Source organism: Mesorhizobium amorphae CCNWGS0123 (assembly GCF_001686985.1).
GTDB lineage: Bacteria > Pseudomonadota > Alphaproteobacteria > Rhizobiales > Rhizobiaceae > Mesorhizobium > Mesorhizobium amorphae.
The window spans coordinates 1,335,353-1,349,675 of sequence record NZ_CP015318.1; the positions used below are offsets into that span (position 1 = coordinate 1,335,353).

Sequence of the window (14,323 nt, forward strand, 5' to 3'; positions counted from 1 at the left end):
TTCGGTCACGGGAATCACTATGGATATTTCAACAATCGGCAGCTCGGAGACCCGGCCCGGGGACGATACCGTCCAAGTCCGTGTCATGGGGACGCCGAGATCGGGCACAAACCTCGCGAAATATCTGGTCGAGCGCTATCTGAAGACACCGGTCGTTTTCGATCAGGGGTTTTGGAAACACGGGATTTTTCCCGCCCTCATGAGCGGGCGCGATCTACAATATGGGGAATTGCCCATCATTGTCGTCAGCAAGGATCCGGTTACCCAGATACCTCATGGTACCGCTATGCCAGGAACAATACTGTTTTCGAGCAGGGCAAATGTCTCGGGTCTTTTCTGAGCCGGCCATTTGAAATCAGGCAGGATTTTACCGAACCGAAGCAAATGGAATACAGGTTCCGCAATCCATCGGATTACTGGAATCAGTTTTACTTCGCCATGGATGCTCTTCGCCGTACCGGCGCCCCGGTACATTTCGTATGCTATGAGCAGCTCGTTTCATCTCCCGCTCTTGCTCTGAATTCGATCTCCCATTGTCTCGGTCTTTCGTCGCCTTTCGACGTCGCCGGTGCTGTGGCAATTCCACAGCACGCACTCGGCGCGAGCAACGACATCGACCGGGCTGCGGGCTTGACGATCGATCAAACCGCGTTTGATCCCGCACGTGCGGATTTGGCATCCGCCCTTGCCCGCATCGGATGGCACAATGCGCGAACCATTCTTCGCGACATCGATGATGACGTGCTCAGCGCAACAGGGCGAACCGGGTTTCGCAAGACCTGCCGGGAAGCGGCCGGCCCTGCAGCGATGCTGAGGTCTCTCGTCGGTTTCTGGTGAGGCTCGTCGCGCCAGGCACCGTAGACGTTGCGGGCATCACGCGGTCTTCACGGTGCCAGCCTGGCCCGAATCGGCTAAGTCTTGCGCATGCAGGAAACGTCCCTCTACCCGCCGGTAAAGCGGTTCCTTGAGAGCCAGGGATTCACCGTCAAGGGCGAGATTGGCGGCTGCGATATCGTCGGCGTGCGCGATGGCGAGCCGCCCGTGGTCGTCATTTGCGAGCTGAAACTGCAGTTCAACCTCGAGCTCGTGCTCCAGGCAGTCGATCGGGCCGCGGCCTGCGACGAGGTCTGGCTTGCAGCGCGCATGTCGGCACGCGGCAAGGGTCGCGAGCAGGATCGCCGGTTCAGGGCGTTGTGCCGGCGCCTTGGCTTCGGCCTGCTGGGCGTTGGCGGTAAGGGCGAGGTCGAACTGCTGCTCAGCCCTGCCGCGCTGCCGCCAAGGCGCGACCCGAGGCGACGGTCGCGATTGATGGACGAGCATCGGCGCCGGCGCGGCGATCCCGCACCCGGCGGCAGCACGCGCGTACCGATCATGACCGCCTACCGACAGGACGCGCTGGCTTGCGCCGCCGCCATGGCCGATGGCCCGAAGCGGCCGCGCGATTTGAAGGCCGTTTCACCACGCGCGGCCAGCATCCTGCTGCACAATTACTACGGCTGGTTTGCGAGGGCCGAGCGCGGCGTCTATGCGCTGACCGACCTCGGTCACGCCGCCATGCAATCAAATGGGATCCTTCAGGGTTCGCAACAGGGCTCCCCGTATGAGGCCGATCAACTCGGAATGAAGGTCGGCACGTGACTTGCTGCCGTCGTCCTCGCAGATCGGGTCGAGAACCCATTTCGCGCTTGGCAGCGCATTCGCTTTTCAGTCCAATAGGTTTGTGCGTCAGAAACGCTCGCGATAGTCGCGCGGGTTCGCGCCGAGGACGCGCAGAAAGCCGCGCCGCATCGTCTCTTCCGAGCCGAAGCCACAGCGCCGAGCCGTCTGGTTGACGGTCAGGCCCCGTTCCAGCATCCGGCGCGCCGCCTCGATCCGGATCTCTTCGATTGCACGGGCGGGTGTCCGGCCCGTTGCGTCCCGATAGTGCCGCGAGAAGCTGCGCGGGCTCATGTTGGCGTGGTCGGCCAACTGCGCGAGCGACAGGTCGCCGGCCAGATTCTCGAGGATCCATCCATGCAGCCGGTCGAAGCGCCCGTCGCCTTCCTGCAGCTTGAGGGTCTGGCTGAATTGCGCCTGGCCGCCCGGACGTTTCAGGAAGACCACCAACTCGCGCGCCACCGCAAGCGCCATGTGCCGGCCAAGATCGGCTTCGACGAGGGAGAGGGCGAGATCGATCCCGGCCGTTACGCCCGCGGATGTCCAGACATTGCCGTCGCGAATGAAGATCGGATCGGGTTCGAGGCTGACCGCCGGAAAGCGCCGGGCGAACTCCGCGCAACGTCCCCAATGGGTAACCGCGCGACGGCCATCGAGCAGGCCCGCCTCCGCCAGCAGCATGGCGCCGCTGCAGACGGAAGCTGTTCGCGTCGCATCGCGCGAGCGGCCGATGACCCACCGGACCAACTGGGGATCCTCGCAGGCCGCGTTGACACCCCAACCGCCAGGCACGATCAGCGTATCGATCTCAAGCCCGTGTGCCGGCAGCGCGGCCGCCTCCAGCACAAGACCGGCCGATGTCCTGATCCGCGGCGAGGCGGCAACGACCGCGACTTCGTAGGGAGCTGGCTCGCCGGCCTGCGTCCTGAAATCGTTGGCGCTGGCGAAGACCTGCAGCGGTCCGCTGACGTCGAGAAGTTGCACCTCGGGATAGGCAAGCAGTTCGATGCGGCGCATCTGTTTTGGCCTGAAATGAGGGATGAATGGCAATCGTGCCAAAGCATGATGCCCTAGATTGCCCGGAGTCAACCCACGGAGATTTCCATGTCCCTTCGTTTCGGCATCCTGGTATTCCCCAACGTTCAACAGCTGGACCTCACTGGTCCCTACGAAGTCCTGGCAACTGCCAAAGGCGCCGAGGTGGAATTGATCTGGAAGGATCGCAATCCGGTGACGTCCTCGACGCGGCTGTCCCTCAGCCCGACGGCGACCTTCGACGATTGCCCGCCTCTCGATGTGCTGTGCATTCCAGGCGGGGGCGGCGTCAACGCGCTGCTGGAGGACCAGAGGGTCCTCGATTTCGTGTGGGAGCGCGCGGCCCAGGCGCGCTACATCACCTCGGTATGCAGCGGCGCCCTGGTGCTCGGCGCGGCCGGGTTGCTGAAGGGCAAGCGCGCGACGACGCATTGGTATGCTCATGATTTCCTTGAAGAGTTCGGGGCGATCCCTGTCGACGAGCGTATCGTGGAGGACGGCAAGCTGATCACCGCAGGCGGCGTCACCTCAGGCATCGATTTCGGTCTCCTCTTGGTCGCCAGGCTTCTCGGCCAGGCCGAGGCCGAAACGGTGCAGCTCACACTCGAATATGCCCCGGCTCCTCCCTTCCGATCCGGCACGCCCGCGCAGGCTTCGCCTGCCGTGCTGGCGCAGGCAAAAGAGCGGCTTGCGGCCTCGAGGCAGGCTCGCGAGGAGATGTTTGCCCGCTGGCGCAGGGCCAGTGTGGACCCAGCGCCGTCGCGCGCTCACGGCTGAACCGGCCCGGTCGAATGGCGCATCTCCGCGCTATTCGGCCCTGCTCCATTTCGGCGGTTGACTCGCCCGTCTGTCTGTGCAGAAATTGGTTGGACCATTGAACCACTTAAGGTCCAGCCTGCGTGACCGATTTCCTTCCGCCGATCCAGACGACGGCCCGCGACGATGCGGTGCTGAAGGCGTTGGCCGGTTTCGTCATGCAGGAAAAGCTGGGGCCTGGCGAGAAGCTGCCGACTGAGCGCATCCTCGCCGAGCGCCTCAAGGTCAGCCGCAACACGGTGCGCGAGGCGCTGACGCGCTGGGAGGGGCTGGGTCTCGTCGAACGCCGCCAGGGCAGCGGCACCTATCTCAAGGCAGCCGTTTCGCTCGATATGCTGCACATGCCGCTGACATTGGCCGGCGGCAATGATTTCGCTGGCCTGATGTCCACGCTGGAGATCCGCCGCGCGCTGGAGGCGGAAGCGGCAGCCCTTTGCGCCGTCCGCGCCGGCAAGGCCGAGATCGCTGAAATCGAACGCAAGCTCGACATCATGGAAGAGGCCTTCCAGACCCGCGCCGGCATGTCGTCGGACGAGGACTGGGAATTCCACCAGGCGATCTTCCGCGCTTCGGGCAATCCGCTGTTCGAACAGATCATCGCCGCCATGTACGAGCTGTTCCACCGTTTCTGGGAACATCCGCTCGGCGTGCGCGACTTCGGCCATGCCAGCTTTCCCTACCACCGCACCATCTTCAACTGCATCGCCGCGCACGACCCGGAAGGAGCCCGGGCCGAGGCGCTGAAGCTGATCGCCACCGTGGAGGACGATCTGAAGCGCGGCGCCGCCAATCTCAAACTTTCGGACAGAAAATGAACGAGCACCCCACCGGCTTCGGCCCAGGCACTTTTGGCAGCGACTATCTCGCCGAGGCGGCGACGCTCCTCGCCCATGACGATCCGTTTCCCGGCGGTGCGGTGGTGCCGCCGATCTACCAGACATCGCTGTTCACCTTCGCCAACTATGCCGAGATGGCCGATACTTTTGCCGGCCGGCGCCGCCAGCCGATCTATTCGCGCGGCGACAACCCGACGGTGATGGAATTCGAGGCGCGCGTGGCCGCGCTTGAGGGCGCGGAAGCCGCACGCGGCTTTTCCAGCGGCATGGCGGCGATCAGCGCCACGGTGCTCGCCTTCGTCGGCGCCGGCGAGCGCATCGTCGCCGTGCGCAATTGCTACGGCGATGCCTACCGGCTGTTCGAGCGGCTGTTCCCGCGCCTCAACATCAAGGTCGACTATGTCGACGGCTCCGATCCGGACGCCGTTGCGGCCGCACTGCCCGGCGCCAAGCTGCTCTACCTGGAAAGCCCGACCTCGATGCTGTTCGAGCTGCAGGACATCGCGCATCTGACGCGGCTGGCCAAGGAGCAGGGCATCGTCACCAGTATAGACAATTCCTGGGCCACCCCGGTGTTCCAGAAGCCGATTTCGCACGGCGTCGACCTCGTGTTGCATTCGGCCTCGAAATATCTCGGCGGCCACAGCGACACGGTCGCCGGCGTGGTGGCGGGTTCGGCGGCCCATATCGGCCGCATCAATGAGCAAACCTATTCCTCGCTCGGCGGCAAGCTGTCGCCGTTCGAGGCGTGGCTGCTGCTGCGCGGCCTGCGCACGCTGCCGCTCAGGCTGCCGCACCACATGAAGAGCGGGCTCATCCTGGCGGAACGGCTGAAGGCGCACGGCCAGGTCGAGCGGGTCAACCACCCGGCCTATTCCAACCATCCGGGCAAGGCGACGCTGGCCGGCTATGCCGGGCTGTTCTCCTTCGAGGTGACGGAGGATGTCGACATTCCGGCCTTCGTCGACGCGCTGAAATTCTTCCGCATCGGCGTCAGCTGGGGCGGCCATGAGAGCCTGGTCGTCCCGGCAAAGGCCTCGCTCGAGCAGACGCCGGGCCTGAATTCGATGGCGCGCTTCGGCGTCAGCCCCCGAACCATCCGCTTCAACGTCGGATTGGAAAATGTCGAGGATCTCTGGGCCGACATCGCCCAGGCCTTCGACAAAGCAAAAAAATAACGAGGCAGTTCAAAATGGGAGTACCGAACATGAAAAGATTGACATTCATGCTTGCCGCCTTCGCCGGACTGGCGATCTCCGCCGGCAGTGCCATGGCCGAGTCCACCCTCAAGATGGTCGAGGTCATCACCAGCCCGCCGCGCACCGAATTCTTGAAGAAGCAGATCGCCGAGTTCGAGGCCGCCAATCCGGGCGTCAAGGTTGAGCTCGTCTCGCTGCCCTGGGGCCAGGCGTTCGAGAAATTCCTGACCATGGTGCAGGCCGGCGACACCCCCGACATCGTCGAGATGCCGGAGCGCTGGATGGGCCTCTATGCCACCAACGGCCAGCTCGAGGACCTTGGGCCCTATATGGCCAAGTGGGACGACGCCAAGACGCTCGGCGACCGTGCCAAGCAGTTCGGCTCGACGGTCAACAACACCCAGTTCATGATCCCCTACGGCTACTATGTGAACGCGCTGTTCTGGAACAAGAAGCTGTTCAAGGAGGCTGGTCTCGACGGCCCGCCGGCGACGCTCGATGAGTTCGTCGAGGATTCCAAGAAGATCTCGGCCATTCCCGGCAAATATGGCTACTGCCTGCGCGGCGGTCCGGGCGCCTTCAACGGCATGCACATGTTTATGAACATCGCCGCCGGCAAGGGCGGCTACTTCAACGAAGACGGCACCTCGACAATCAACGATGAAGGCTCGGTCAAGGGCCTGCAGATGCTGGCCGACATGTACAAGAACGGCCTGGCGCCCAAGGATGCGGTAAGCTGGGGCTTCAACGAGACCGTCACCGGCTTCTATTCCGGCACCTGCGCCATGCTTAACCAGGATCCGGACGCGCTGCTCGGCATCGCCGACAAGATGAGCGCCGACGACTTCGCCGTGGCGCCATTGCCGGTCGGACCGAGCGGCAAGTCTTATCCGACGCTCGGTTATGCCGGCTGGGCGATGTTCGCCAATTCCCAGCACAAGGACGATGCCTGGAAGCTGATGGCGGCGCTGCTGTCGCCCAAGGGCAATCTGGAATGGGCCAAGGAAGTCGGCGTCGTCCCGATCCACAACGGCGCCGACCAGGATGCCCATTTCAAGACCGAGCAGTTCAAGGGCTGGTTCACGGAGCTGAGCGACAGCTCCAAATATGAAATGGTGACGCCGCCGACGCATCTGGAGAACCTGGGCAACTTCGTCGACCAGGTGGCGATCAAGAACTTCCAGGAAGTGCTGCTCGGCCAGAAGACGGCCAAGGAGGTCGCCGACCAATGGGCCGCGTTCCTGACCAAGGAACAGCAGGACTGGATGGCGAAGAACAAGAAGTGATCCTTATTCCTTCTCCCCGTTCACGGGGAGAAGGTGGCCCGAAGGGCCGGATGAGGGGCAGCGCCGTACTTTCGTGAGTTCGCGCCGCCCCTCATCTGCCTGCCGGCATCTTCTCCCCGTTGGGGGAGAAGGACGCTGTCCCCGACGCTGCCCCAGGAGACGATCCACAAGCCGATGACCTATGCCGTGTCCGCTATACGACCCGCAGGCAAGCCGCGACGCAAACGGCTATCCCATGCCGCCATCGAGCCCTGGCTCTATCTTTCGCCGGCTATCGTTCTGCTGGTCGTCGTTCTTCTCGTGCCGCTGATCATCGGCATCAGCTATTCGTTCCGAAAGTTCTCCGCCTTCAGGTCGGAATATGTCGGCCTCGGCCAGTACGAGACCATGCTGTCCGACCAGGTGCTGGGGCAGGCGCTGGTCAACACGCTGTGGTGGACGGTCGCCAGCCTGTTCTTCCAGTTCTTCCTCGGCCTCGGCCTGGCGCTGCTGCTCGACAAGCCGTTCATCGGCCGCAAGGTTGTGCAGGCGGTGGTGTTCCTGCCCTGGGCGGTGCCGTCCTTCCTGTCGGGCCTGACCTGGGCCTGGCTGTTCAACCCGATCATCGGGCCCTTGCCGCACTGGCTCTTTGCGCTCGGGCTGAAGGCAGAGCCGACCAACATCCTGTCCGATCCGGCCACCGCCATGTGGGGGCCGATCATCGCCAACATCTGGTTCGGCATTCCGTTCTTCGCCATCACGCTGCTGGCGGCGCTGAAGTCGATCCCGTCGGAACTGCATGAGGCCGCCGCCATCGACGGCGCCTCGCCCTGGCAGCGCTTCACCAAGGTGACGCTGCCCTTCCTGGCGCCGACCATCGTCATCACCGTCATGCTGCGCACGATCTGGATCGCCACCTTCGCCGACCTGATCTTCGTCATGACCGAGGGTGGGCCGGCCGGCTCGACCAGCACGGTGCCGGTCTACATTTATGTCAGCGCCTTCAAGTCGCTGGACAAGGGCTATGCCTCGGCGGTAGCGGTACTGCTGCTGGTGCTGCTGATTGCCTATGCGGTGGCGCTGATCGCCATCCGCCGCTTGCTGGTGAGGCACGTCTGATGATCGCCGGGCGCTCCACTTCCTCGCGCATCGTCGGCGGCATTGGCCTCTACGGCGCCATCGCCGCCTACATGATCTTCGCGCTGTTCCCGATCTTCTGGACGCTGAAGATCTCGGTGACGCCGGAACGGCTGCTCTATTCCGAAGGCATCACCTTGTGGCCGTCGCAGACGACGTTCCGGAATTTCGTCACCGTGCTCGAAGCCTCCGACTTCCCGCGCTATTTCATGAACAGCGTCATCGTCTCGGTGTCGACGGCAGCCTTCGTCACCGTCATCGCCACGCTCGCCGGCTATGCCATGTCGCGGTTCACCTTCCGCGGCAAGGCGACGCTGGCGATCCTGCTCCTGCTCACCCAGACCTTCCCGCTGGTCATGGTCATCCCGCCGATCTATCGCGTCATGGGAGAGCTCGGCCTCACCAACAGCCTGGTCGGACTGATCATCATCTACACCGCCTTCAACACCGCCTTCGCCACCTTCCTGATGCAGTCCTTCTTCGACGGCATCCCCAAGGATCTCGAAGAAGCAGCGATGATCGACGGCTGCACGCGGGCCCAGGCCATGCGCAAGGTGATCGTGCCGCTGACACTGCCAGGCATGGGCGCCACGCTCGGCTTCGTCTTCACCGCCGCCTGGAGCGAGCTTCTGTTTGCACTGATGCTGATCTCCAGCGACGATCAGAAGACGTTTGCCGTCGGCCTGCTCACCTATATCGGCAAGTTCGCCGTCGACTGGGGGCAGATGATGGCGGCTTCCATCCTGGCGCTGATCCCGGTCTGCATCTTCTTCGCCTTCCTGCAACGCTATCTCGTCACCGGCCTCACCGCCGGCGCGGTCAAAGGATAATCGATGGCTTCCGTCACGCTGCAACATGTCGAGAAGGACTACGGCTCGCTGCGAATCCTGCACGGCGTCGACCTCGAAATCGCCGACGGCGAATTCGTCGTGCTGGTCGGCCCGTCCGGCTGCGGCAAGTCGACCTTGCTGCGTATGATCGCCGGGCTGGAGGAGGTCTCGGGTGGCGAGATCCGCATCGGCGAGCGGCTGGTCAACGACGTCGCGCCGAAGGACCGCGACATCGCCATGGTGTTTCAGTCCTACGCGCTCTACCCGCATATGGATGTGTCGTCGAACATGGGCTTCAGCCTGCTCTTGAAGAAGGCCGAAAAGACGACGATCGACACCAGGGTGGGTGCGGCCGCCAAGCGGCTTGGCCTCGACAGTTTTCTCGGCCGCCTGCCGCGCCAGCTGTCCGGCGGCCAGCGCCAGCGCGTCGCCATGGGCCGCGCCATCGTGCGCGACCCCAAGGTGTTTCTGTTCGACGAGCCGCTCAGCAATCTCGACGCCAAGCTGCGCGTCCATATGCGCGCCGAAATCAAGGCGCTGCACCAGCAGCTCAAGACCACATCGGTCTATGTCACCCACGACCAGATCGAGGCCATGACCATGGCCGACCGCATCGTCGTCATGCATGACGGTTTTGTTCAGCAGGTCGGTCATCCGCTCGAACTCTACGACCGGCCGATCAACATGTTCGTCGCCGGTTTCATAGGCTCACCCGGCATGAATTTTTTGCCGGCAAAGGTCAGCAGAAGTGGCAAGGTCGACGCCGTACTGGCTGACGGCCAGAAGTTGAGACTGCCCGATGGCCTGCCGTTGAAGGATGGCGATGCGCTGACCGTCGGGCTCAGGCCTGAACACATCCAGCTCTCCGAAGATGGGCCGCTCAAGGCCGAAGTCGAAGTGGTGGAACCGCTCGGCCTGTCGACACAGTTCTATGTCAAGCTCGCCAACCAGCAGGTCTGCGTGTTCGTCATGGGGCGCAGCAATGTCCGGCCAGGCGACATGGTGCGGCTTGGCGCCGATCCGACGGCGCTGCATCTCTTCGATCCCGCAAGCGGCAATCGCATAGGATAGGTCAGCGCAGGCGGAACGCGTTTAGCGTGTAATCCGGATAGGCGCCTTCCCGGTCGAAAACCCCGGCCAGGTCGGCGATGTCAGCCAGTATGCCCGACAACACCAGCGCGGTGGCGACGTCCACGCCGCTGCCGCCGGCGATATCATGCTCGACGCTGTCGCCGACGCAGACCACGCTGGCTCGGTCCGGATTGCCGGCCAGCGCCAGCGCCGCATCGTAGATCGCGGGATAGGGCTTGCCGATGCGGGTGACGCTGCCGCCGAGGCCCTCGTAAAGATCGGCAAGCTCGCCGGCGCCGAAGCGCGGTCCGACCGCCGTCAGCATGATCCTGTCGGGATTGGTGCAGAAACACGTCACCTGTTTCGCCGCCGCCGGGCCGAGCAGCTTCCGATAGTGGTCGAGATCGTAGCGGTCGCCTTCGCTGGCCGAGATCAGCACCAGTTCGGCATCGTCGCCGCTGTCGGTCAGGGTCAGGGGCAGGCCGTCGATCGCCGAGCGGTCGCTATCGCGGCTGATCAGCAGGCATCTCGTGCCTGGGCGCAGTTTTCCGGATGCGGCCATGGCGTGAAAGGCGCGCCACGCCACCTCGCCAGATGAGACAAAATGATCCCAGCTTCCTGCTTCGAAGCCGAGTTTCAGTAGGCGCCGCTCGTTGGGTTCCGCCCGTTTGCCGGAATTCGAGATCAGGACCACTGTCTTGCCGACGCGCTTCAGCGCCGACAGCGCTTCCACAGCGCCCGAATAGGGTTGCTGGCCATCATGCAGCACACCGAACTGGTCGAGCAGGAACACCTCGTAGCGCTCGGCCAGCGCTCCGATCCCGTCGAGGTGTTTTGCCTGTTTTGTGCTCACAACAACCCCGCCTCGCTTGCGCCCATCAGCGCCAGCCGCGCCGTGCCGGCGGCGGCCTCGTCGGAAAACGCGGCTAATAAATCGACCCCGAGTTTGCGCTGGCGGATCGCCGTCCAGGCGGCATTGGCGGCACCACCGCCGACGCTTCGGACCGAGGTCAGTTTCGGCGCGCCGAGCTCGGCAAGCCTCTGATAGCCGAGCGCCTCGATTGCCGCGATGCCTTCCAGCATGGCCTTCAGATAGTCGGCTTCGGACTGAGGTCGCGGTTCGAGGCGCGGCGGCAGCGCCGGATCGGCGATCGGAAAACGTTCGCCGGCCGTGCCGAGCGGATAGTAGTCGAGGCCGGTATCCGTCATCGGGTCGATCGCTGCACTCAGTTCGATGATGCGCGCGAGCGAAAAATGCTTGGCCAGAACCTTGCCGCCGGAATTCGACGCACCGCCGGCTAGCCAGGCATCGCCCAGCCGATGGCTGTAGATGCCGTAGCGCGGCGCCGAGATCGGCCGGTCGGACAGGATCTTGATGGTCAGCGACGAGCCGAGCGCCGTGACTCCGTCCCCGGCTTCGATGGCGCCCGTGGCCAGGAACGAGGCGCAGCCATCAGTCGTTCCGGCAACCACGGCCACGTCAGGCGACAGACCGAACAGGTCGGCGGCGCTTGGCGTGAGCCTGCCAGTCACGCTGCCTGGCGCGACGACATCAGGCAGCTGCTCCATGCGCATGCCGGTGGCCGCGATCCAGTCCGGCCAGCGGCGGGCCTCGACGTCGTAGCCGGTTTTCAACGCATTGTTCTCATCGCTGATGTCGAAGCGGCCGGAAAACTGTCCGGCGATCCAGTCGGCCTGGTGCAGCATTCGAGCGACGCCGGGCAGGCGCTGAAACCACAGCGCCTTGGCGAGGCCCGATGTGGCGCCGTGCGCGGCGCTCGTCTCCGGTGCCTCGCGGGCGACCGCGGCGAGGATGGTGTCGTCCGAAACCTTGTCGTGGTACATCAGCGGCTCGGCCTGTGGCCGCCCCGCACTGTCGACCGGCAGCAGCGTGCCCGACGTGCCGTCGACGGCGATCGAGCGCACCGCCGCGCGATCGATCCCCGCCAGCAGTTCCGCCAGCGCTGACGCGACCGCTTCCCACCACACGGCAGGGTCGCGGCCGTTCGCGCCAAAGCGTTCGAGGGCAACGGTGGACTGCGCTGCAATGGAAAAATCCGGACGCATGGCGACGGCACGCGCACCGGAGGTGCCGATGTCGATGCCTATGGCAAGTGGCATCATGTCATCCGTCCCTTGCTTGCTGCCGACCACGGTCGGGTCGCCCAAATCCCGTCGCTGGCACCTGTGCTGATATCGCAGACGCGAGCGATCTACGTCAACAGTGATCTATCGTCGTCAAATCGACTTTGAAATCCGACTTATTTTGAGTAAGTTAGACCAAATATCGTGCCGGGATGGCATCCCAGGAGCAAAAATTGAGCGACTCCGGCCGCCAGCGTCAGATCGTCGAGTTGTTGCGGGATCGCCCGTTCGCCTCGGTGCGCGAGTTGCAGGAGCGGCTTGGCGTATCGGCCGCGACGGTCAGGCGCGACATAGACAAGATCGCTGAAGCCGGCGAGGCGCGGAAGGTCTATGGCGGCATCTCGGCGCTCGATGGCGTTGCGCAGGCCGGCGTTGCCTACGCCAGGCCTTACGATGAAAACCGGGATCTCGCGGTCGAGGCCAAGCGGCGGATCGCCGCCCTTGCCGCGACCATGGTGAGCGATGGCGACGCGGTCATCGTCCATGGTGGCTCGACCTGCTTCCATCTCGGCGTCAAGCTCGCCGATCGCAACATCCGCCTCTACACCAACTCGATGCCTTTGGCGGCCTATCTCAGCGACCATGGCCATTGCAGCTTGACGATTGCCGGCGGCGACCTGCACCGCGAACCCGGCATCATTCATTCGCTCACCCAGGCCGTGCCCTTCTATGCCTCCAAATTCTTCATCGGCGCGCAAGGCCTCTGCCAGGAAGGCGTGCTGGAATCGCATCCGCTGCTGGTGCGTTCCATCGTCGACCTCAGCCCCTGCGCCGACCAGATCGTGGTGTTGGCCGACAGCCGCAAGCTGTCGATCCACGCGCGCAACGTGGCGCTGCCGCTGTCGCGCATCGGCACGCTGGTGACCGATGACGGCCTCTCCGACGCGGATGCACGCATGCTGGAGGACGCCGGCGTGATGGTGCGGATCGCCCCGGGAGCCATCCAGTGAAGGTGGCGGTGCTCGACTTCGGCAAGACCAATTCCAAGCTGTTCGTCTTCGATCAGGATGGACGAATTCTCGACGAACGCAGGACCAAGCCGGCCTGGGCGCGCAAGGGCGGTTTCAGCGTGCTCGATGAGGCGGCGTTGCATGACTGGGCGGTTCGTGCACTTGCCGACGCTGTCGATCACCACCGCGTCGAGGGGCTGATGGTCTCGGGCCATGGCTGCACCTTCGCTTTGGTCAACGAGACGGCGCTGACGCATCCGATCCTCGACTACGAGCAGGAACCGCCGGCCGACATCGCCGCGCAAATCGATCGCAGCATCCCGGATTTCGCCGAGACCTTCTCGCCGCGCCTGCCGCTCGGCTTCAACTTCGGCCGTCATATGCTGTGGCTGAAGGCGGTCGAGCCGCGCGCCTTCGCGGCCGCGACATCGATCCTCGGCTATCCGCAACATTGGAGCTGGCGCTTCGGCGGCCGGGCGGTCTCGGAAGTCTCCTATCTCGGCTGCCATTCGCATCTGTGGGCGCCGCGCCAGCGCGACTTCTCATCGCTGGTCGACGCCGAAGGCTGGCGCGGCCGGATGCCGGCCTTCGCGCGCGCCGGCACCGTTATCGGCGAGCAGCGGTTCGGCGAAGCCGCGCGGCCGATCGCCATCCACAATGGTGTCCATGACTCGAATGCCGCGCTCCATGCCTATCGACGGCAGCAGCTCGGACCGCTCACCGTCGTATCGACCGGCACCTGGGTCGTCGTGCTCAATCCGGATTGCCCGCTCGAGGTGCTCGACCGTGACCGTGACATGTTGGTCAATGTCGATGTCGATGGCGGCCCGGTGCCGACCATCCGTTTCATGGGCGGACGCGAATTCGCTGTCATCAGCGGCGGCTGGCAAGGCGCGATCTCATCTGGGTCGATCCAGCGGGTAATTGACGCCGGCACCATGGCATTGCCGAGCTTCGCGCCGGGCGGGCCGATGCCCGGTCGTATCGGCGAAGTGATTGGCGGCACGCCGGGCGCCGAGGACCGCGCGGCTGTGGCGCTGCTCTATGTGGCGCTGATGGTCGACCTCTGCCTCGACCTGATCCATTCGAAAAACACCGTCATCGTCGATGGCGGGCTGAACACTGGCGGCCTGCTCGCCAGCGTGTTGGCACAACTGCGTCCCGGCCAGGCCTTCCTGCAAGGCGCGACGCTCGAAGGCAGCGCCACGGGTGCCGCGGCGCTCGCCTTCGAGAGCGCCGGGCGCGACTTTGCCGCGGAAGCGCCGGAACCGGTTCGCGCCTCGCGTTTCGCAGGGCTGGCGGGTTATCGGGACGACTGGCGTGGTCGCGTGACCTGAAGCCTGCGGCCAATTTCAAAACCGTGCGCTAAAATCGTCCTTGTTG

General features: G+C 64.3%; 15 protein-coding genes. 12 read left to right on the forward strand and 3 right to left on the reverse strand.

Annotation, left to right across the window (positions count from 1 at the left end):
• Positions 1–19: 19 nt before the first annotated feature.
• The 3 genes from A6B35_RS06380 to A6B35_RS06390 all read left to right on the forward strand — a co-directional run bounded on the left by A6B35_RS06380 (position 20) and on the right by A6B35_RS06390 (position 1,638).
• Positions 20–340, forward strand: a complete 321-nt coding sequence (locus A6B35_RS06380; protein WP_006203995.1) for a hypothetical protein — start codon at positions 20–22, stop codon at positions 338–340.
• Between the two features lie 44 nt (positions 341–384).
• Entirely contained in the window at positions 385–837 is a 453-nt protein-coding gene (locus A6B35_RS06385; RefSeq protein WP_006203994.1) for a hypothetical protein, read from the forward strand.
• A gap of 87 nt (positions 838–924) precedes the next feature.
• Entirely contained in the window at positions 925–1,638 is a 714-nt protein-coding gene (locus tag A6B35_RS06390) for a DUF2161 family putative PD-(D/E)XK-type phosphodiesterase (RefSeq protein WP_006203993.1), read from the forward strand.
• An 87-nt stretch (positions 1,639–1,725) separates the two neighbouring features.
• Here A6B35_RS06390 and A6B35_RS06395 read toward each other — a convergent pair whose 3' ends face one another.
• Complete coding sequence (locus A6B35_RS06395; protein ID WP_006203992.1) at positions 1,726–2,673, reverse strand: GlxA family transcriptional regulator; 948 nt, start codon at positions 2,671–2,673, stop codon at positions 1,726–1,728.
• An 87-nt stretch (positions 2,674–2,760) separates the two neighbouring features.
• Here A6B35_RS06395 and A6B35_RS06400 point away from each other — a divergent pair, with 87 nt between their 5' ends.
• From A6B35_RS06400 to A6B35_RS06430, 7 genes are all read left to right on the forward strand, one after another.
• Positions 2,761–3,468 carry a DJ-1/PfpI family protein gene (locus A6B35_RS06400; protein ID WP_006203991.1) on the forward strand — a complete coding sequence of 236 codons (708 nt, stop codon included), beginning with the start codon at positions 2,761–2,763 and terminating at the stop codon, positions 3,466–3,468.
• 122 nt (positions 3,469–3,590) lie between these two features.
• Complete coding sequence (locus tag A6B35_RS06405) at positions 3,591–4,322, forward strand: FadR/GntR family transcriptional regulator (RefSeq protein ID WP_006203990.1); 732 nt, start codon at positions 3,591–3,593, stop codon at positions 4,320–4,322.
• On the forward strand, positions 4,319–5,521 hold the full coding sequence (locus tag A6B35_RS06410) for a PLP-dependent transferase (RefSeq protein WP_006203989.1): 1,203 nt from the start codon (positions 4,319–4,321) through the stop codon (positions 5,519–5,521). The genes A6B35_RS06405 and A6B35_RS06410 overlap by 4 nt, the downstream gene beginning before the upstream one ends.
• A 29-nt stretch (positions 5,522–5,550) precedes the next feature.
• Positions 5,551–6,828, forward strand: coding sequence for an ABC transporter substrate-binding protein (locus A6B35_RS06415; protein ID WP_006203988.1), 1,278 nt, complete (start codon positions 5,551–5,553; stop codon positions 6,826–6,828).
• Positions 6,829–7,002: 174 nt separating this feature from the next.
• Positions 7,003–7,926 carry a carbohydrate ABC transporter permease gene (locus A6B35_RS06420; RefSeq protein ID WP_006205288.1) on the forward strand — a complete coding sequence of 308 codons (924 nt, stop codon included), beginning with the start codon at positions 7,003–7,005 and terminating at the stop codon, positions 7,924–7,926.
• On the forward strand, positions 7,926–8,774 hold the full coding sequence (locus A6B35_RS06425; protein WP_006205287.1) for a carbohydrate ABC transporter permease: 849 nt from the start codon (positions 7,926–7,928) through the stop codon (positions 8,772–8,774). The genes A6B35_RS06420 and A6B35_RS06425 overlap by 1 nt, the downstream gene beginning before the upstream one ends.
• 3 nt (positions 8,775–8,777) lie before the next feature.
• Positions 8,778–9,845 (forward strand): ABC transporter ATP-binding protein, encoded by a 1,068-nt coding sequence (locus A6B35_RS06430; RefSeq protein ID WP_006205286.1) that lies wholly within the window; start codon positions 8,778–8,780, stop codon positions 9,843–9,845.
• A 1-nt stretch (position 9,846) separates the two neighbouring features.
• Here the strand turns inward: A6B35_RS06430 and A6B35_RS06435 are convergent, their stop codons facing one another.
• Positions 9,847–10,698 (reverse strand): TIGR01459 family HAD-type hydrolase, encoded by an 852-nt coding sequence (locus A6B35_RS06435; protein WP_006205284.1) that lies wholly within the window; start codon positions 10,696–10,698, stop codon positions 9,847–9,849.
• Positions 10,695–11,969 (reverse strand): FGGY-family carbohydrate kinase, encoded by a 1,275-nt coding sequence (locus tag A6B35_RS06440; RefSeq protein ID WP_040583730.1) that lies wholly within the window; start codon positions 11,967–11,969, stop codon positions 10,695–10,697. The genes A6B35_RS06435 and A6B35_RS06440 overlap by 4 nt, the downstream gene beginning before the upstream one ends.
• Positions 11,970–12,163: 194 nt before the next feature.
• On the opposite strand from A6B35_RS06440, the gene A6B35_RS06445 reads away from it, so the two are divergent.
• Both A6B35_RS06445 and A6B35_RS06450 read left to right on the forward strand, forming a co-directional pair.
• Positions 12,164–12,940 carry a DeoR/GlpR family DNA-binding transcription regulator gene (locus A6B35_RS06445; protein WP_006205281.1) on the forward strand — a complete coding sequence of 259 codons (777 nt, stop codon included), beginning with the start codon at positions 12,164–12,166 and terminating at the stop codon, positions 12,938–12,940.
• Positions 12,937–14,277 (forward strand): FGGY-family carbohydrate kinase, encoded by a 1,341-nt coding sequence (locus tag A6B35_RS06450; RefSeq protein WP_006205280.1) that lies wholly within the window; start codon positions 12,937–12,939, stop codon positions 14,275–14,277. Before A6B35_RS06445 ends, A6B35_RS06450 begins: the two co-directional genes overlap by 4 nt.
• Positions 14,278–14,323: the final 46 nt, after the last annotated feature.

Bases quoted from the DNA above. Each gene is read 5' to 3' on its own strand.
- A6B35_RS06415 (WP_006203988.1), top strand. From the start codon at position 5,551: ATGAAAAGATTGACATTCATGCTTGCCGCCTTCGCCGGACTGGCGATC.
- A6B35_RS06385 (WP_006203994.1), top strand. From the start codon at position 385: ATGGAATACAGGTTCCGCAATCCATCGGATTACTGGAATCAGTTTTAC.
- A6B35_RS06425 (WP_006205287.1), top strand. From the start codon at position 7,926: ATGATCGCCGGGCGCTCCACTTCCTCGCGCATCGTCGGCGGCATTGGC.
- A6B35_RS06410 (WP_006203989.1), top strand. From the start codon at position 4,319: ATGAACGAGCACCCCACCGGCTTCGGCCCAGGCACTTTTGGCAGCGAC.
- A6B35_RS06430 (WP_006205286.1), top strand. From the start codon at position 8,778: ATGGCTTCCGTCACGCTGCAACATGTCGAGAAGGACTACGGCTCGCTG.
- A6B35_RS06390 (WP_006203993.1), top strand. From the start codon at position 925: ATGCAGGAAACGTCCCTCTACCCGCCGGTAAAGCGGTTCCTTGAGAGC.
- A6B35_RS06380 (WP_006203995.1), top strand. From the start codon at position 20: ATGGATATTTCAACAATCGGCAGCTCGGAGACCCGGCCCGGGGACGAT.
- A6B35_RS06420 (WP_006205288.1), top strand. From the start codon at position 7,003: ATGACCTATGCCGTGTCCGCTATACGACCCGCAGGCAAGCCGCGACGC.
- A6B35_RS06440 (WP_040583730.1), bottom strand. From the start codon at position 11,969: ATGATGCCACTTGCCATAGGCATCGACATCGGCACCTCCGGTGCGCGT.
- A6B35_RS06395 (WP_006203992.1), bottom strand. From the start codon at position 2,673: ATGCGCCGCATCGAACTGCTTGCCTATCCCGAGGTGCAACTTCTCGAC.
- A6B35_RS06400 (WP_006203991.1), top strand. From the start codon at position 2,761: ATGTCCCTTCGTTTCGGCATCCTGGTATTCCCCAACGTTCAACAGCTG.